Annotated in this window: 16 protein-coding genes and 1 riboswitch; of the genes, 7 read left to right on the top strand and 9 right to left on the bottom strand. The window is 55.1% G+C overall.

From position 1 onward, the window contains the following. Positions 1-154: 154 nt before the first annotated feature. Together murI and btuB are read right to left on the bottom strand one after the other, a co-directional pair. Entirely contained in the window at positions 155-1,018 is an 864-nt protein-coding gene (murI, locus tag ABIE29_RS17215; protein ID WP_173408516.1) for a glutamate racemase, read from the bottom strand. Beyond that, a complete protein-coding gene (gene btuB / locus ABIE29_RS17210; RefSeq protein WP_429619888.1) occupies positions 963-2,843 on the bottom strand; it encodes a TonB-dependent vitamin B12 receptor BtuB in 1,881 nt (626 codons plus the stop codon). Before btuB ends, murI begins: the two co-directional genes overlap by 56 nt. A 74-nt stretch (positions 2,844-2,917) precedes the next feature. Continuing rightward, positions 2,918-3,130: riboswitch (cobalamin riboswitch) on the bottom strand. Positions 3,131-3,253: 123 nt separating this feature from the next. On the opposite strand from btuB, the gene trmA reads away from it, so the two are divergent. Further along, complete coding sequence (trmA, locus tag ABIE29_RS17205; protein WP_429619880.1) at positions 3,254-4,354, top strand: tRNA (uridine(54)-C5)-methyltransferase TrmA; 1,101 nt, start codon at positions 3,254-3,256, stop codon at positions 4,352-4,354. 122 nt (positions 4,355-4,476) lie between these two features. On the opposite strand, the gene ABIE29_RS17200 is transcribed toward trmA, so the two are convergent. Together ABIE29_RS17200 and fabR are read right to left on the bottom strand one after the other, a co-directional pair. Then, on the bottom strand, positions 4,477-4,839 hold the full coding sequence (locus ABIE29_RS17200; protein WP_429619879.1) for a YijD family membrane protein: 363 nt from the start codon (positions 4,837-4,839) through the stop codon (positions 4,477-4,479). A gap of 13 nt (positions 4,840-4,852) precedes the next feature. Further along, positions 4,853-5,485, bottom strand: coding sequence for an HTH-type transcriptional repressor FabR (gene fabR, locus ABIE29_RS17195; RefSeq protein WP_429619878.1), 633 nt, complete (start codon positions 5,483-5,485; stop codon positions 4,853-4,855). Positions 5,486-5,700: 215 nt separating this feature from the next. Between fabR and sthA the strand changes: the two genes are divergently transcribed. Then, on the top strand, positions 5,701-7,098 hold the full coding sequence (gene sthA / locus ABIE29_RS17190; protein WP_429619877.1) for a Si-specific NAD(P)(+) transhydrogenase: 1,398 nt from the start codon (positions 5,701-5,703) through the stop codon (positions 7,096-7,098). On the opposite strand, the gene oxyR is transcribed toward sthA, so the two are convergent. Next, on the bottom strand, positions 7,081-7,998 hold the full coding sequence (gene oxyR / locus ABIE29_RS17185) for a DNA-binding transcriptional regulator OxyR (protein ID WP_429619876.1): 918 nt from the start codon (positions 7,996-7,998) through the stop codon (positions 7,081-7,083). The genes sthA and oxyR overlap by 18 nt on opposite strands. A gap of 153 nt (positions 7,999-8,151) precedes the next feature. Between oxyR and ABIE29_RS17180 the strand changes: the two genes are divergently transcribed. The 4 genes from ABIE29_RS17180 to ABIE29_RS17165 all read left to right on the top strand — a co-directional run bounded on the left by ABIE29_RS17180 (position 8,152) and on the right by ABIE29_RS17165 (position 11,203). Further along, the gene (locus tag ABIE29_RS17180) at positions 8,152-8,883 is read left to right on the top strand and encodes a glutathione peroxidase (protein WP_429619875.1); all 732 of its coding nucleotides are present in this window, start codon (positions 8,152-8,154) and stop codon (positions 8,881-8,883) included. Between the two features lie 131 nt (positions 8,884-9,014). Continuing rightward, the gene (locus ABIE29_RS17175) at positions 9,015-10,463 is read left to right on the top strand and encodes a dihydrolipoyl dehydrogenase (RefSeq protein WP_429619874.1); all 1,449 of its coding nucleotides are present in this window, start codon (positions 9,015-9,017) and stop codon (positions 10,461-10,463) included. A gap of 166 nt (positions 10,464-10,629) precedes the next feature. Next, on the top strand, positions 10,630-10,890 hold the full coding sequence (locus tag ABIE29_RS17170) for a toxin HicA (protein WP_429619873.1): 261 nt from the start codon (positions 10,630-10,632) through the stop codon (positions 10,888-10,890). Next, positions 10,877-11,203, top strand: coding sequence for a type II toxin-antitoxin system HicB family antitoxin (locus tag ABIE29_RS17165; protein WP_429619872.1), 327 nt, complete (start codon positions 10,877-10,879; stop codon positions 11,201-11,203). The genes ABIE29_RS17170 and ABIE29_RS17165 overlap by 14 nt, the downstream gene beginning before the upstream one ends. Before the next feature lie 30 nt (positions 11,204-11,233). Here ABIE29_RS17165 and argH read toward each other — a convergent pair whose 3' ends face one another. The 4 genes from argH to argC all read right to left on the bottom strand — a co-directional run bounded on the left by argH (position 11,234) and on the right by argC (position 15,724). Then, on the bottom strand, positions 11,234-12,607 hold the full coding sequence (argH, locus tag ABIE29_RS17160) for an argininosuccinate lyase (RefSeq protein WP_429619871.1): 1,374 nt from the start codon (positions 12,605-12,607) through the stop codon (positions 11,234-11,236). Positions 12,608-12,681: 74 nt separating this feature from the next. Beyond that, positions 12,682-13,899, bottom strand: coding sequence for an argininosuccinate synthase (locus ABIE29_RS17155; protein WP_021181909.1), 1,218 nt, complete (start codon positions 13,897-13,899; stop codon positions 12,682-12,684). A 26-nt stretch (positions 13,900-13,925) separates the two neighbouring features. Next, a complete protein-coding gene (gene argB / locus ABIE29_RS17150; RefSeq protein WP_021181908.1) occupies positions 13,926-14,699 on the bottom strand; it encodes an acetylglutamate kinase in 774 nt (257 codons plus the stop codon). Between the two features lie 20 nt (positions 14,700-14,719). Next, a complete protein-coding gene (argC, locus tag ABIE29_RS17145; RefSeq protein ID WP_429619870.1) occupies positions 14,720-15,724 on the bottom strand; it encodes an N-acetyl-gamma-glutamyl-phosphate reductase in 1,005 nt (334 codons plus the stop codon). A 218-nt stretch (positions 15,725-15,942) separates the two neighbouring features. On the opposite strand from argC, the gene argE reads away from it, so the two are divergent. Beyond that, positions 15,943-17,088: an acetylornithine deacetylase gene (gene argE, locus ABIE29_RS17140; RefSeq protein ID WP_429619869.1), complete on the top strand. Its 1,146-nt coding sequence runs from the start codon at positions 15,943-15,945 to the stop codon at positions 17,086-17,088. Positions 17,089-17,134: the final 46 nt, after the last annotated feature.

Here is a 17,134-nt window from a genome sequence, read left to right as displayed (position 1 = left end):
TCACCGGGTTGCTTCTTCCTGGCTGGGCGACTGGTTCTCGTTAGAGGAGTCGTTGTTCCCGGTCAGTGGAGGCGCATTATAGGGAGTTCTCAGAACGCCGCAACCCCTAAATTCACTTTTTTTTCTGACCGCCGAATGTTTAAGCAAAACTCCATTAAAGCGGCAGTTTTTTCAACGATTTAAAGCCATAACCCTGCAAAACGGGCAATAAAGCATCGGTGTCTTCATTCAGTGCCATGCAATACGCCAGATTCTCTTCCTGAGTTGAGACCAGATTTTCCTGATTAGAGATAAGCCATGCGGCTCTGCGGGCAATTGCCGCACCGGAATCCACCAGCCGCGTTCCTTCAGGCAGGACTTGCATCAACTCTTCAGATAATAGAGGGAAGTGAGTACAGCCCAACACTACCGTGTCTGGAGGCTCGCGCATGTTCAGCCACGGCTGCAATATTTTCTTCAGCGTTGCCAGCGGTACAGGTTCACCATGCAGTTTGGCCTCTGCCAGTTCCACCAGCTCAGAAGAGCCTAACAGCTCGATTTTGCAATCTGTCGCGAAACGCTCGATGAGTTCATGAGTATAAGTACGCTGAACCGTACCACGCGTAGCCAGCAAACCGACGATACCGTTGGCGGTCAGTTTGGCAGCAGGCTTGATCGCAGGCACCACCCCCACTACCGGGAAAGCAAAACGTTCACGCAGTGCGGGTAAGGAAACGGTACTGGCGGTATTACAGGCAATGATGACGATTGCCAGAGGATGGCGCTGCTGAACCGCACTGACAATTTCCAGCACGCGCTCCACGATAAACTCTTCGGATTTCTCGCCGTAGGGGAATGCCACGTTATCGAAGGCGTAGATATAGTGGAGATCCGGCAGCAGTTGCCGAACCTCCTGAAACACTGACAACCCGCCGACGCCGGAATCAAAAACCAGCGCCGTCGGGCGAGGAGCCGCAGTGGCGTTAGAAGGTATAGCTGCCAGTGAGGTAGTACTCTCTTCCTGGGGTAGCATAGCCATAAGCCGTCTCATAATCTTTATCAAACAGGTTGGCAATTCTACCACGAACTGTCAGCTGAGAGGTTATTGGATATGAGGCGCTCACGTCGACCGTGCTGTAACTCGGCAATACGCGCTGCTCAGGGTTATAAGTAGAAGAGATATTGTCGTAGCGCTTGCCGTAGTACTGATACGAGATATCCATGTCCAGGTTGAACATCGTCCAATCCAGCTGATATTTGGCCTGACGTTTCGAACGGCGCGCCAACACCTCATCGGTCTGGTCATTACGCGGATCGATATATTGCAGCGTCAAACGGTGGGTGAACATCCAGGTATCAAAGCTACCCGTCCATTCCACGCCTTTAATCGTTGCCTTGTCCACATTGTAATACTGCCCCTGATAGGTCACCGGGTCAGAATCATAGTTGATCAGGTTCTGGATTTTGTAATGGTAAGCAGACAGACGCCAATCCAACGGCCCGGTCAAACCTTCCAGACCTATTTCCCACTGTTTGGACTCTTCCGGCTTGAGGTTGCTGTTGGAATCAATACCAAAGCGTTTTGAGCCATATTGCTGGCCCAGTGATGGCGTCAGGAAACCCGTGCCATAAGACAAGGTGGCTCGATAGCCATCAACAAACTCCCAACCTGCCGCGGTCTGCCAAGTGCCGTGCCAGCCAAAGTCTTCGTCATTATCTTCACGCCCAGAGGCTTCCAGCGTCACGCGGCCAAACTGCTGCTGGCCACTCAGGTACAGGCCCGTGTTGTCTCTTTTATAAGTGTCGCCGACGACGCTATCGGAAGAGGTCAGGCGCTGTTGCTGGAAATCGGCACCGGCGGTGACGCTACCGTGCTCGAAAGCATAGGTATTGCCCCATTGCAGGTTACGCTGATCCATATCATCCAGCGTGGTGCTGATGCCATAACGGCCATTCTGGCTGCTGTAGTTGTACTGTTTCTGTTTCTGGTAGCTGCCAGTCAGTTGAGAAGAGAAGGCACCGGACAGGAAACGCAGCCCCATATCATAGGTATGGCTATACAGGCGGTCTTCATCATTACTGTATTTCGGGCTGAAAGGAACGCTGCCAACGTCATAGTCGGCGTTGTTGGTGTAGCCATAACCACGCACAAAGCCAGAGAAGTTCTGATTGAACTGCTGCTCTAACCCTCCCCAGAAGCTTTTATTGCGGAAACCATCGCGATCGCTGTCGACCGAATAAGGCGAGCCCGGCTGCACATTAAAGCCGTTGGTCATTTGATAGCTGCCCGCAACGGTAGCGATAGTATTGTCAAAACGCTGGCGCACGGCACCGTCATACTGCTGATAGCCATTTGAGCCGATACCCGCCTGAACTTTGCCGCCTTCTTTATCCGTCTGGGTAATGATGTTGATGACCCCGCCGATGGCACCAGAGCCATAAATGGCCGAGCGTGGCCCACGGACAAACTCTACACGCTGCACCAGCGCCAGCGGGACCTGGTTAAAGTTGACGCCATTAGTGATCCCCAGGCGGGACAATGGCACACCGTCGATCAACACTAATACGTGGCGAGCCTCGGTGCCGCGTACCGAGATGGATGACCCCTGCCCCATGCCGCCGTACTGAGAAATATCCACGCCCGGCAAACGGCGCATCACATCATTGAGGCTTTTGGCCTGCCAGCGATCGATATCTTCGCGGGTCACCACATCGGCAGGTGCCAATACGGAAGAGACCGGTTGTGGGAAGCGATTGGCGGTAACCACCAGGTCATCGCTGCTTTTAGCCGTGGTGTTATCTTGCGCCCATCCAGAAAATGCCGTCACGGAGGAGACCACCGCCAGCAGTGTATTTTTTATCATTGTCATTAAAAAAAGCATCCAAACTTCATTGGGGATGCCGCAGGGCCATGGCCGGTAGTTCGCGACGGCTATGGATATTGCGACGTACACCGGTAGGTTTTCGGGCTTGGGATTTACCGATTGCCTGTGGCAACCCGCACCGGGCGATGACTTCCCATCCTGCAGTGGACAGTGTCTGCGTCATTTAAACGCTATCGCCGTGACTTCCCCATACCGCTGCGCGTCAGCTCCAGATTTGCACTGGATTCCCTTTTCACTCGCTGCTTGAGACCGGACGGCAATGCTACAATCAATGAAAATGGATGTCTAGATTGCCAACAGTGTTTCAAATTAGTACCACAACAAAACTGGACTTCACGGGCTGATTCCCTACAATCCCCGCTGATCCAATTTGCCTGACGAGAGAAACCATGACGCCCGAGAACTTGCCCATTGAACGCTATGACGACCAACTGGCGGAGAAAACAGCCCGTCTGAAGAGCATGATGTCACCGTTCACGGCGCCCGAGCCGGAAGTGTTTCGCTCGCCAGTCAGCCACTACCGGATGCGTGCGGAATTCCGCATCTGGCATGATGAGGACGATATGTACCACATCATGTTCGATCAGCAGACCAAGCAGCGTATCCGTGTCGATAGCTTCCCGGCGGCCAGCGAGCTGATTAACCGCCTGATGAGCGCCCTGATGGTGGCCCTCAAGCCCAATCCGGCGCTACGCCACAAGCTGTTCCAGATCGATTATCTTTCCACGCAGAGCGGTAAAATCATTGCCTCGCTGCTGTATCACCGCAAGCTGGACGAACAATGGCAACAAGAGGCCACTGCGCTGCGTGACGCGTTACGCGCAGACGGCTTCGATGTGCAGCTGATTGGGCGCGCCTCGAAGATGAAAATCATGCTGGATCAGGATTACGTCGACGAAGTCCTGCCGGTCGCTGGCCGCGAAATGATTTATCGCCAGGTAGAAAACAGCTTCACCCAGCCTAACGCGGCGATGAACGTGCAAATGCTGGAATGGGCACTGGATGTGACCCAAGGTTCAAAAGGGGATCTGCTGGAGCTGTATTGCGGTAACGGCAACTTCTCGCTGGCCCTGGCCCGCAACTTCGAGCGGGTGTTAGCCACTGAAATTGCCAAACCTTCGGTGGCGGCGGCGCAGTACAACATCGCGGCCAATAATATCGACAACGTGCAGATTATCCGCATGGCGGCGGAGGATTTTACCCAGGCTATGAACGGCGCTCGCGAGTTCAACCGGTTAAAAGGGATCGATCTGAGCAGCTATAACTGTGAGACGATTTTCGTCGATCCACCGCGCAGCGGGCTGGATGAGGAAACGGTGAAGATGGTGCAGACCTACCCACGCATCCTTTACATCTCCTGCAACCCAGAGACCCTGTGCGCCAATCTTAACACCCTGCACAGCACGCATGATATAACCCGCCTGGCACTGTTCGATCAGTTCCCTTATACCCATCATATGGAATGTGGCGTACTGCTCGAACGCCGCTGATCTAGACGGGCGCAGCATGTGAACTGACCCCGCGAGTCAGTTGCGGAATATCCGCAGATAATAGGCAACGTCAAAAACAAAAAAGGCACTCCGCAGAGTGCCCTTTCCCGATGAAACCATTTTTAATGCTGGACGGTGGCAGTATTGCGTTTCCTTAACTGGAAACCAAGCCAGAACACCAGCACCACGCAAACAATCGAGGGCAGGAAGTTCGAGCCGATCTGCGGATATTCCGCACGCACGATCGCGCTATATCCCAGGATGCCCAACAGGAAGCAACCGGCCGCCAGTTTTGGCATGCCATCCGGCATTGGCTGGTTCAGGTAACGTTGATGCAGGCAATATACCGCCAACACCAAAGCAATCAACGGGAAGGCTGAAAACGACACCACCGAGCTGAACAGCGCGGCAAAGGAACCGTTTACGGACAGGCCGGCAATCAACGCCAGCAGTAAAGTACCATTCTCACGGCTTAGTTTTTCCATGACTTTCACCTTGTTATACGTGGGATACAGATGCTTTTTCTTGCTCGCGGCGATACCAGTAATAGGCTCCTTTGGAGATCATCCGCAATTGCAACACTAACCTTTCTTCCAACTGCCGCCGTTGTTCAATATCAATATCCAGCGCTTCCGCACCCGCACTGAACACAATTGTCACCATTGCTTCTGCCTGCGCTTCGATAAAGCTGCGCGGCATATGGTTTTCCAGCTCAAGATAATCTGCCAGTTCGGCGATAAAATGTTGGATTTCCCGTGCTACCGCCGCACGAAACGCAGCCGAGGTGCCGGAACGTTCACGCAGCAACAGCCGAAAGGCGTTGGGATTATTGCCGATAAACTCCATAAAGGTCGACACCGACGTGCGGATCACGCTGCCACCCTTGGCAATACGCTGGCGTGCCTGGCGCATCAGTTGGCGCAGCATCAGGCCGCTTTCGTCAACCATGGTGAGCCCCAGCTCATCCACATCGCGAAAATGGCGATAGAACGACGTGGGCGCGATGCCCGCCTCTCGTGAGACTTCACGCAGGCTCAGGCTAGCAAAGCTGCGCTCGGCACTCAGTTGGCTGAAAGCCGCCTCAATGAGGGAACGACGAGTGCGTTCTTTTTGTTGTGCTCTGACGCCCATTTGCATATCCGGATAACTTCCCTTCTTTCAGTCTAACGCCGCGGAACAGGCAATATAACAAATTTCTCGCAACAGCATTGATACAAACGCGCTTTGTCACAGTTCCAGGCCACACCGATTGTGCTTTGCCACAAAAAGGCTAATGGTAATTGGGCACGCAGCGCTATGATGTTAAGATACCGTTGTAAATTTGTATAAGAACAGGTCTCTCCTACATGCAACAACACTATCAATTTGATGCCATTATCATCGGCTCCGGCCCTGGTGGTGAAGGCGCAGCCATGGGTCTGGTGAAACAAGGTGCCCGCGTGGCTGTGATCGAACGGTACAATAACGTGGGCGGCGGCTGTACTCACTGGGGAACCATCCCCTCAAAAGCCCTCCGCCACGCCGTCAGCCGCATTATCGAATTCAACCAGAACCCGCTTTACAATAACTCCCGTACCCTTAGTGCCACCTTCCCTGACATTTTACGCCACGCCGACAGCGTGATTAACCAGCAAACGCGCATGCGCCAAGGGTTCTACGAGCGTAACCAATGCAAGCTGTTCGCCGGTAACGCCAAATTTATCGACGCCAACACCGTCAGCGTCAGCTATATGGATGGCACGCAGGATACCATCCGCGCCGACCATATCGTGATCGCCTGTGGTTCGCGCCCTTATCATCCGAACGGCGTTGATTTTAACCACTCGCGCATTTATGACAGCGACTCCATCCTGGAGCTGAACCACGAGCCACGCCACGTGATTATCTACGGTGCCGGGGTGATTGGCTGCGAATATGCCTCTATCTTCCGTGGTTTGAACGTGAAGGTGGACTTGATCAACACCCGCGATCGGCTGCTGGCGTTCCTCGATCAGGAAATGTCAGACTCTCTGTCTTATCACTTCTGGAATAACGGCGTGGTGATCCGCCACAATGAAGAGTTCGAGAAGATTGAGGGCACCGATGACGGCGTGATTGTGCACCTGAAATCCGGCAAGAAAGTGAAGGCCGATTGCCTGCTGTACGCCAATGGCCGTACTGGCAACACCGATGCGCTTGGCCTGGAAAACGTGGGTCTGGAATCAGACAGCCGTGGCCTGCTGAAGGTCAACAGCATGTATCAGACCGCCGTGGCCCACATTTATGCCGTGGGTGACGTGATCGGCTATCCGAGCCTGGCGTCTGCCGCTTATGACCAGGGCCGCATCGCCGCTCAGGCCATCTCCTCTGGGGAAGCCAGCGGGCATCTGATCGAAGACATTCCAACGGGCATTTACACCATTCCGGAAATCAGCTCCGTCGGCAAAACCGAGCAGGAACTGACGGCGATGAAAGTGCCCTATGAAGTGGGCCGCGCCCAGTTCAAACACCTGGCTCGGGCGCAGATTGCCGGCATGAACGTGGGTAGTCTGAAGATCCTGTTCCACCGCGATACCTTGCAGATCCTGGGGATCCACTGCTTTGGTGAGCGTGCGGCAGAGATCATTCACATCGGTCAGGCGATCATGGAACAGAAAGGGGAAGGCAATACCATCGAGTATTTCGTCAATACCACCTTCAACTATCCGACCATGGCAGAAGCCTACCGTGTGGCAGCGCTAAACGGCTTAAACCGCCTGTTTTAAGTTCGCGTCCAGGTAGTTCTGCATGTGTTCGCGAATAGCCTCGGCCAACTGCTCATAGCGGCTACGTAGCGGGGAGCCGGGGCGATATACCAGAGCAATGGTGCGTTTCGGTTCCGGTTTGTAGCACTCCAGATAGCAGACGCCGTCACGCTCGCGCTCACGCGGTACTGCCAAGGCGGGCAACAGCGTAATCCCACTGCCTGCGGCAACCATATTACGCAGCGTTTCCAGACTGGTCGCGCGGAAGTGGGTATCCTCATCCGCACCGGCCTGGAAGCAAAAGCCCAGCGCCTGATCGCGTAAACAGTGGCCATCTTCCAGCATCAGCAGTTTTTCGCCCGCCAAATCGGCCATCGCCACGCGGTCGCGCTGCGCCCACGGATGGTCGGAATAGACCGCCAATTGCATCGGCTCATCGAACAGGGGCACTTCGATAAAGGCTTCGGTCTCTTTCACCAGGGCAAGAATGGCGCAGTCCAACTTGCCGCTGTCCAGCTGTGCCAGCAGTTGATGGGTCTGTGCTTCGTGCAGATACATTTCCAACTTGGGAAAGGATTTATGCAGCGTCGGTATAATCTGTGGTAGCAGATATGGCCCCACGGTAGGGATCAGGCCGATATGCAACGGCCCGGACATCGCCTCCCCCTGCTGGCTGGCCATTTCCTTCAAGACTTTGACTTCACGTAGCACGGTGCGCGCCTGCTCCACCAGCAGTAAGCCCGCCTGCGTGAAAAGCACCTTACGGCTGGTCCTCTCAAGCAGCATTACGCCCAACTCGTCTTCCAGCTTGCGGATCTGCCCACTCAATGTAGGTTGGCTGACATGGCACGAGTCGGCAGCGCGCCGGAAATGGCGATGCTCGGCCAAGGCGACCAGATACTCTAAATCACGAATATTCATTGTTGTTTCCCTCCTGGCCATGATAGCTCATGGCGATAGATAAGATAGCAACGAGTGATTAGAACTATCAAGCCCCTCAGTGAATAATGTCCCCCAACGAAGCGCAACGGCGCCAACATAAAAAATTCATTTTCCTAATTAAGGGGTTAATTCATGTTTACCAGTCAAGAAGGCAAAAAAGTCCCTCAGGTTACCTTCCATACTCGCCAGGGCGACCAATGGATCGATGTCACCACGGATGACCTGTTCAAAGACAAAACCGTGATCCTGTTCTCCTTGCCGGGTGCGTTCACCCCAACCTGCTCATCCAGCCATTTGCCGCGCTATAACGAACTGTCCAGCGTGTTCAAGCAACACGGCGTTGACAGCATCCTGTGCGTCTCGGTGAATGACACCTTTGTGATGAACGCCTGGAAAGCGGACCAACACGCCGAAAATATTACCTTCGTGCCGGACGGCAACGGTGAATTCACCAAGGGCATGAACATGCTGGTTGAGAAAGCCGATCTGGGCTTTGGCCCACGTTCATGGCGCTACTCCATGCTGGTGCGTAACGGCGTAGTAGAAAAAATGTTCGTCGAGCCAAACAAGCCGGGCGACCCGTTTGAAGTCTCTGACGCCGACACCATGCTGAAATACCTGGCACCGGAATTCAAAGTGCAGGAATCGGTCTCCCTGTTCACCAAGCCGGGCTGCCCATTCTGCGCCAAAGCCAAACAAATGCTGCAAGAGCGCGGGATCCAATATGAAGAAATCGTCTTGGGCCAAGACGCGACCACGGTCAGCCTGCGCGCTGTCAGCGGCCGCGCTACCGTGCCACAGGTGTTTATCGGTGGTCGCCACATCGGTGGTAGCGACGACCTGGAAAACTTCCTGTCCGCTTGAATGATAAAAATAAACCCGATGAGTCTCAGGCGCAGTTCAACAATCTGTCGCCTGAAAAACCAACGGAATAGAAGTAATGTGACTTTTGGCGGGTGCTAACCCGCCCTTTTTTATTCCCTTCAGGAGCGGATATGAAACTGTTGAATGTCGACGTCGCCGTTATTGGCGGCGGCACAGCCGGTCTAGGCGCTTACCGCGCAGCAAAACTTTCTACCCCGAGCGTGGTGATGATTGAGGGCGGACCTTTTGGCACCACCTGTGCTCGTGTTGGCTGTATGCCTTCCAAATTGCTGATTGCTGCGGCAGAAGCGGTGCACCAGATCGAACGGGCTCCAGGGTTTGGCATCCATCCTGCGGGAAAAACCACCATCAATGGCCGTGAAGTGATGGATCGCGTCAAACGCGAGCGCGATCGCTTTGTCGGATTTGTGCTGGAAGGGGTCGATAGCATCCCGGCCGCAGATAAAATTCAGGGCTATGCCCGCTTCATTGACGACAACACCTTGCAGGTTGACGAGCATACGCGCATCGTCGCGCAGCGTATCGTGATCGCCACCGGTTCCCGCCCTAGCTGGCCTGCGCCGTGGAACGATCTGGGCGATCGCCTGATCGTCAATGACGATGTATTTAACTGGGATGATTTGCCGCAGTCCGTCGCGGTATTTGGCCCAGGAGTGATCGGACTGGAACTGGGCCAGGCACTCCATCGCCTTGGCGTTGCCACCAAAGTATTCGGCGTTGGCGGCGCGGTTGGCCCGTTGACCGACAGCATAGTGCGGGAATATGCCGCTAAAACGCTGGGCGAAGAGTTTTATCTCGACCCGGATGTCAAAGTGGACATCATGCAGCGCGAAGGCGACAAAGTGTTTATCCGCTACCAGGATCTGCACGGCCAAGCGCAGGAAATGATGGTGGATTACATGCTGGCTGCCACTGGCCGCCGCCCGAACGTCGACAAGCTGGGGTTGGAAAATACCACTCTGGTGCTGGATGCCAAAGGCGTGCCACAGGCCGATCGCTTAACCATGCAAACCAGCGTGCCGCATATTTTCATTGCCGGAGATGCCAGCAACCAGTTACCGCTGCTGCACGAAGCCAGCGATCAGGCTCGTATTGCCGGGCACAACGCGGGCAGCTTCCCGGAAGTGACGCCAGGCCTGCGCCGCAGTGCGATTTCCGTGGTGTTCTCAGACCCGCAAATCGCCATGGTCGGCTCGACCTTCCGTGAACTGAACCAGAAATTCAGCGCCTGTGGTTGCTTTGAAGTTGGCGCCGTGTCGTTCGAAAACCAGGGCCGTTCGCGGGTGATGTTGCGTAATAAAGGCATCTTGCACGTCTATGGCGAGCAAGGGACTGGCCGCTTCCTGGGTGCTGAGATGATGGGACCGGACGTGGAGCATATCGCCCATCTGCTGGCCTGGGCGCATCAGCAACAGATGACCATCGATCAAATGCTGGAGATGCCGTTTTACCATCCGGTGATCGAAGAGGGCCTACGTACCGCGCTGCGCGATCTGCAAACCAAGCTGAAGCTGGGCGAGTCCGAAGCGGAACGCTGCCAGCGCTGCCCTGGCGAATAAGCCTTTCGCTCTGTCACCCCCCTCCACCGGGCCTTCGCGCCCGGTTTTTTGCGTATGGCATTCCAGCCTTGAGCCATCCTGCTTGCTGAGTTTTGATTTTAGCGTCATTTTTAGGCTGCTTTATCTTGAAATGATACTACTATTGATACTAATATAGGGTGATTAAATGAAAGGACTCAGAGAAACCATTGACGATCTGCAACAGCGGCAAGCCAATATCAAATTCAACGCATTGGTAAAGATCTGCACTTACTGGTTTGGCCCACCGCGTTTGAATGGTGGCAGCCACAAGGTTTACAAAATGCCCTGGCCGGGAGACCCACGGGTGAATATCCAACGTGCAGATGGCGGCATGGCAAAGGTATATCAGGTCAAACAGGTCATCTCTGCATTGGCTAAACTGGAGGAAGAACATGGAAAAACATGAGCACTACACCTACCGTATTACCTGGTCAGCGGAAGACGGTGAATATGTCGGCCTCTGTACGGAGTTCCCCTCACTGTCATGGCTGGCCACTACCCGTACCGCAGCGCTAGACGGTATTGAAAAGCTGGTCCGCGATGTGATTGCGGATATGCTCGCCCAAGGTGAAACGCCACCAGAGGCACTGGCAGAGAAAAATTTCAGTGGGAAACTGGTACTGCGGATGACCCCGGAACAGCATCGTCGTCTGGCGATTAATGCTATGGATGAAGGCGTTAGCCTGAACCGCTATTTGTGCGCCCGATTGGCAGGATAAGGGCAGCATTGCGCTGCCCTCAGGCGTAGCTTAGAACAGGCGTTTTTTCGCCTCGGCGATCGCATAGGCAACCTGCTGAGGAGAAACGCCGCCCTTGGCCGCGCGCTTATCCAGGCAAGATTGCAACGACAGGATCGGATAAACGTCGTCACCGATCACGCTGTTGAATTTCTGCAAATCGCTCAGCGGCAGGTCTTCCAACGGCTTGCCCTGGCGGATCGCTTCCACTACCGCTTCTCCCACAATGTGGTGCGCTTCGCGGAACGGCACGCCTTTGGCAACCAGATAGTCGGCCAGTTCGGTAGCGTTGGCATAGCCTTGCTGTGCCGCTTCCTGGCAACGCGGGCGCCTCACCTGAATGCCGTCCAGCACCAATGCCGCCATCTGCAGACAATCCATCCAGGTATCGAGCGCGTCGAACAGCCCTTCTTTGTCTTCCTGCATGTCTTTGTTGTAGGCCAACGGCAGGCCTTTCAACGTCATCATCATGCCGGTCAAGGCCCCTTGCACGCGGCCAGACTTGCCACGGATCAGCTCTAACGCATCCGGGTTTTTCTTTTGTGGCATCAGGGATGAACCAGAGGTCACGCGATCCGAAAGCTCGACAAACGCCGCTTCGCCGCTGTTGAAGAAGATCAGATCTTCTGCAAAGCGCGACAGGTGCACCATGCTGATGGCAGCATTGGACAGCAGCTCCAGCACGTGATCACGATCGGAGACGCTGTCCAGGCTGTTACGCGTGGCAGAGGCAAATCCCAACCAGCCAGCCAGTTGTTCACGGTCGATCGGATAAGCAGTTCCGGCCAAGGCACCGCTACCCAGTGGGCTGACGTCCAGGCGTTTCAGCGTATCCTGCAGGCGGCTTTCATCACGCGCCAGCATCTCGACGTAAGCGAGGCACCAATGGGCAAAAGTTACCGGCTGGGCACGCTGCAGGTGGGTGTAACCCGGCATCACCGCATCCTGATTGGCTTCGGCGGTTTCTACCAGCGCCTGTTGCAGCTGTACCAACGCCTGATGCAGTTCACTGACCTGATGTTTGCACCACAGTTTCAGATCGGTGGCCACCTGATCGTTACGGCTGCGGCCGGTATGCAGCTTTTTGCCCAGATCGCCGACTTTATCGATCAGCTTCTGCTCAACCCAGCTGTGAATATCTTCTGCGTCGCTGTTAACGATCGCCAGAGGATCGGCCTGCACTTCTTCCAGCAGCACGTTCAGTGCCTGCTCAAGCTGCTGTTGCTCTGCTGACGTCAGTACGTTGACGGTCACCAGCGCTTTTGACCAGGCGACGGAGCCCACAATATCCTGTTCCGCCAGGCGATAGTCGAAGCGCAGGGAATCATTTAACTGTTTGAACCGCTGATCCGCTGCCTGACTAAACCGTCCGCCCCAAAGTGCCATAATCTTGCTCCTGAATAAGTATGCGAAAGGGCGCAGCATGCTGCGCCCCTCAAATTGACGCTAAACCAACGACGTTACTTTTTCTTCTCGTTCAATGCGCGAATACGGGAAGAGAGCGAGAACAGACGGATAAAGCCACCCGCATGGCTGTGATCGTAAACTTCGTCTTCGCCAAAGGTCGCAAATTCTTCTGAGTACAGGCTGTTGGCCGATTTCTTCTGGATCGCCGTCACCTGACCTTTATACAGCTGCAATACCACTTCGCCGTTAACTTCTTCCGCCAGCGCTTGTGCGGAAGCCTGAATGGAACGACGCAGCGGAGCAAACCAGCGGCCATCGTAGACCACGTAGGACATTTCCAGGCCCAACTGCTCACGCCATTTAAAGCTATCACGATCCAGTACCAACTGCTCGATCCCGCGCAGTGCGGCAACCATGATGGTGCCTCCTGGGGTTTCATAGCAACCACGGGATTTGATGCCTACCAGGCGGTTTTCCACGATATCGATACGGCCCACGCCATGTTTGGCACCCAGCACGTTCAGGGCCTCCAGGCACTTGTACGGGCTCATCGCTTCACCGTTAACGGCCACCACGCAGCCTTTCTCTACGGTGACGGTCACCTGTTCTGGCTTGTCCGGTGCTTCCAACGGATCGACAGTCCAGACCCAGCAATCTTTGTTTGGCGCATTCCACGGGCTTTCCAGTACGCCGCCTTCGGTAGAGATGTGCCAGGCGTTTTCGTCACGGCTGTAGATCTTCTCCAACGAAGCGGTGGTTGGGATATTACGCTCTTTCAGGTAATCCAGCAGGGCCTCACGGGAACGCAGGTTCCACTCACGCCAAGGCGCAACGACCTTCAGATGAGGAGCCAGCGCGGTATAGGTGGTTTCGAAACGCACCTGATCGTTGCCTTTACCGGTTGCACCATGGCACAGCGCATCGGCACCCACTTTCAGCGCCAGCTCAACCTGGGCCTTGGCAATGATCGGCCGCGCCATTGAAGTCCCCAGCAGGTAGCTGCCTTCGTACAGTGCGCCGGTCTGTAGCACCGGATAAACGTAGTCACGGATAAACTCTTCACGCAGATCGACAACATGACACTCAGAGGCACCGGATTGCAGAGCTTTCTGCTCAACGCCTTCCAGATCGCCGCGCTCCTGGCCGATGTCCGCCACGAAGGCTACCACTTCACAGCCGCCGTAGTTCTCTTTCAGCCATGGAATGATGGCCGAAGTATCCAGACCGCCGGAGTACGCCAGAACGATTTTCTTGATGCCTTTGTTTTGCATTGTGTTATTCCTTTTTAATTCTAAATTTAAGCGAGGATCCGGGTGCCAATCGACACACCATTAAACAGAGCAGGGAGCTTTTCGGCATTACGCCAGCTGGCGATATCTACCGGGCGGCCAAGGGTACGTGCGGCATCCAGCGCCGCATTGACCTTCACCACCATACCATCGGTAATGATGCCTTGAGCAATCAGTTGCTCGGCTTTTTGTGCTGTCATTTCCGCGATGCGCTGCCCTTTGCCGTCGAGAATACCGCTAACGTCCGACAGCAGGATTAAATCCGCCCCCAGCGTGGCGGCCAGGGCCGTCGCAGCCTGATCGGCGTTTACGTTCATCAGTTGGCCTTCGGCAGTAATGCCGATGGAGCTGACCACCGGCAGGTAGCCAGCGCCCAACAAGGTATTGAGCAGCGCAGGCGTTCCTGGCACTGCATGGCCCACGTGGCCCAACGCCGGGTCCAGTTGTGTTACCGCAACGCTGCCGCCGTCTGCCAGGCTCAGGCCAACGGCATTAATTTTGTGCTTCACCGCCCAGGCCAGCAGGGTTTTATTGGCCGTTCCTGCCAGTGCGCCGGTGATGATGTCGATCTGATCGGCTGGAGTAACGCGCAGGCCGTTCTTCTTCACTACCGGCAGGGAGAGCTGTTTCATCAGCTCATCCACTACGCAACCACCGCCGTGAACGATCACCAGCGGGCGCTGATGTTCCTGGCGATAAACATCCAGCGCGGTAAACAAACGCTCCAGCGCTTCTTCGCTGTCCAGTAGCACGCCACCTAGTTTGATAATCAATGGATTCATTGCTGTTTACTCACGCTGATTTAAAGTAAGGATTGGGTTTCCGGGAAGCCGAAACGAATATTCATACACTGCACCGCCTGAGCTGCCGCACCTTTCAACAGGTTGTCTTCTGCGGCTACGGCGATCAGATGCTCGCCCTGCACGGCAAAGCCGATATCGCAGAACGGCAGGCCCACCACGGATTTCAGTGCTGGCACCCCTTGGTCATACAACCGCACCAACGGTTTGTCGTCATACGCCGCATGGTAAGCCGCTGCCACGTCTTGCGCGGTGACGCCCTTGTTCAGGCGGCAGGTGATGGTTTCCAGAATACCCCGAGGGAAGTTACCCAAGTGTGGCGTAAAGATAACTGGCACCCCAAGATGGGCAGCAATTTCTGGCTGATGACGATGATTGAACAGGCCGTAAGGTTGCAGGCTGACTTCACAGAAACTGGTCGTAACGCTGGCTTTACGCCCTGCACCGCTCACGCCGCTAACGGCGTTGATGACCGGCCATTGATCCAGGTTCAGTAATTGCTTGTCGAGCAGCGGTTTGAGCGCCAGCTGCGCCGCCGTTGGGTAGCAGCCCGGCACGGCAATCAACTGCGCCTGCTTGAGTTTTTCACTCTGCCACTCCGCCAGGCCGTAAACTGCCTGCGCCAGCCAGTCGGCATGCTGGTGTGTAAAACCATAATACTGTTGATAAAAATCAGCATCCTGCACGCGGAATGCGCCGGAGAGATCGAACACCACGCAACCCGCAGCCAGGAATGCTGGCGCGATGTCGTGGCTCACCTCATGGGCGGTCGCGAGGAAAACAACGTCGATGCCTTTGGCCGCTGCGGCAACATCAACCAGCGGCTGTAATGGCAGATCGACGATGCCTTTTAATTGAGGGTGCAGCTCGGAAAGCAATTTTCCTGCATCTGCACTTTGCGCTGAAACCGCTAAAGCGGTTATGTTCATGTGTGGGTGGCGATTCAGGTAAGCCGTGAGCTCTGCTCCGGCATAACCGCTGGCACCAACAATCAGCGTATTCAACATGTGGCCTTTCACCTTCTTGGCTAGCAATCTAAGAGTCACTGCGACCCTGGTAGCAGGGCTTGGTCGCGTTGTTGCGCGGTTCACCCACGTGGTTGAGCATGATGTTTTTATCAACATCCGGGTTACAGGTTCCCTTACGCTCTAGCTTACTGTATTTTTATTCAAAATAAATGCATGAATATTGATACTATCCTAACCAAAGGCTGTCAACAGTGAAGATGAAATTACCTCCATTTATTGAGCTGTACCGGGCGTTGATCGCCACTCCATCGATCAGCGCCACCGATGGCGCCCTCGATCAGAGTAATGAAGCATTAATCAACTTGCTGGCCGGCTGGTTCAACGATTTGGGCTTCCGCGTCGACGTGCAGCCCGTGCCGGACACCCGCAACAAATTCAACCTGCTGGCCAGCCTTGGCGAGGGCAGCGGTGGCCTACTGCTGGCGGGCCATACCGACACGGTGCCCTACGATCAGGGGCGCTGGACGCGAGATCCCTTTACCCTGACCGAGCACGACAACAAGCTGTACGGGCTGGGCACCGCCGACATGAAGGGCTTCTTCGCCTTTATCCTGGATGCGGTACGCGATATCGATGCCGGCAAGCTGACCAAGCCGCTGTACATTTTAGCTACCGCTGATGAAGAAACGACGATGGCTGGCGCACGTTACTTTGCAGCCTCCAGTAAAATCCGCCCGGACTTTGCCATCATCGGCGAGCCAACCTCGCTGCAACCAGTGCGCGCGCATAAAGGCCATATCTCCAGTGCGATCCGCATCGTCGGCCAGTCGGGCCATTCGAGCGATCCGGCACGCGGCGTCAATGCCATCGATCTGATGCATGAGTCCATCGGGCATCTGATGGCGTTGCGCAAAACGCTACAGGAGCGCTACAACAATCCGGCGTTCGCGGTGCCTTACCCCACCATGAACTTTGGCCATATCAGCGGCGGCGATGCGGCTAACCGTATCTGTGCCTGCTGTGAGCTGCATATGGATATCCGCCCGTTGCCCGGTATGACGCTGGACAACATCAACGAACTCCTGCATGAAGCGCTGGCTCCGGTAAGCCAACGTTGGCCGGGCCGCTTGACGATCGATGAGCTGCATCCGCCGATCCCAGGTTACGAATGCCCAACTGACCATCACATGGTGGCGGTGATTGAAAAACTGCTGGGTTCACGCACCGAAGTGGTCAACTACTGTACCGAAGCGCCGTTCGTCCAGGAAGTCTGCCCTACGCTGGTGCTCGGTCCAGGTTCGATCAACCAGGCGCATCAGCCGGATGAGTATCTGGACACCGCGTTTATTGAGCCAACGCGTAAACTGCTGGGTCAATTGGTCGACCATTTCTGCCGGCAATAAACCTTAATAACAACAGGGGAATGGGTTACCATCCCCTACCTCTTAA

The organism is Serratia sp. 2723 (assembly GCF_050434425.1).
Classification (GTDB): domain Bacteria; phylum Pseudomonadota; class Gammaproteobacteria; order Enterobacterales; family Enterobacteriaceae; genus Chania.
The sequence above is the reverse complement of the archived record's forward strand: the minus strand, read 5'-3'. Positions and strand labels throughout refer to the sequence as shown.

Excerpts from the sequence above, each read along its gene's own strand:
- murI (WP_173408516.1), bottom strand. The coding sequence starts at position 1,018 with ATGGCTATGCTACCCCAGGAAGAGAGTACTACCTCACTGGCAGCTATA.
- btuB (WP_429619888.1), bottom strand. The coding sequence starts at position 2,843 with ATGATAAAAAATACACTGCTGGCGGTGGTCTCCTCCGTGACGGCATTT.
- trmA (WP_429619880.1), top strand. The coding sequence starts at position 3,254 with ATGACGCCCGAGAACTTGCCCATTGAACGCTATGACGACCAACTGGCG.
- ABIE29_RS17200 (WP_429619879.1), bottom strand. The coding sequence starts at position 4,839 with ATGGAAAAACTAAGCCGTGAGAATGGTACTTTACTGCTGGCGTTGATT.
- fabR (WP_429619878.1), bottom strand. The coding sequence starts at position 5,485 with ATGGGCGTCAGAGCACAACAAAAAGAACGCACTCGTCGTTCCCTCATT.
- sthA (WP_429619877.1), top strand. The coding sequence starts at position 5,701 with ATGCAACAACACTATCAATTTGATGCCATTATCATCGGCTCCGGCCCT.
- oxyR (WP_429619876.1), bottom strand. The coding sequence starts at position 7,998 with ATGAATATTCGTGATTTAGAGTATCTGGTCGCCTTGGCCGAGCATCGC.
- ABIE29_RS17180 (WP_429619875.1), top strand. The coding sequence starts at position 8,152 with ATGTTTACCAGTCAAGAAGGCAAAAAAGTCCCTCAGGTTACCTTCCAT.
- ABIE29_RS17175 (WP_429619874.1), top strand. The coding sequence starts at position 9,015 with ATGAAACTGTTGAATGTCGACGTCGCCGTTATTGGCGGCGGCACAGCC.
- ABIE29_RS17170 (WP_429619873.1), top strand. The coding sequence starts at position 10,630 with ATGAAAGGACTCAGAGAAACCATTGACGATCTGCAACAGCGGCAAGCC.
- ABIE29_RS17165 (WP_429619872.1), top strand. The coding sequence starts at position 10,877 with ATGGAAAAACATGAGCACTACACCTACCGTATTACCTGGTCAGCGGAA.
- argH (WP_429619871.1), bottom strand. The coding sequence starts at position 12,607 with ATGGCACTTTGGGGCGGACGGTTTAGTCAGGCAGCGGATCAGCGGTTC.
- ABIE29_RS17155 (WP_021181909.1), bottom strand. The coding sequence starts at position 13,899 with ATGCAAAACAAAGGCATCAAGAAAATCGTTCTGGCGTACTCCGGCGGT.
- argB (WP_021181908.1), bottom strand. The coding sequence starts at position 14,699 with ATGAATCCATTGATTATCAAACTAGGTGGCGTGCTACTGGACAGCGAA.
- argC (WP_429619870.1), bottom strand. The coding sequence starts at position 15,724 with ATGTTGAATACGCTGATTGTTGGTGCCAGCGGTTATGCCGGAGCAGAG.
- argE (WP_429619869.1), top strand. The coding sequence starts at position 15,943 with ATGAAATTACCTCCATTTATTGAGCTGTACCGGGCGTTGATCGCCACT.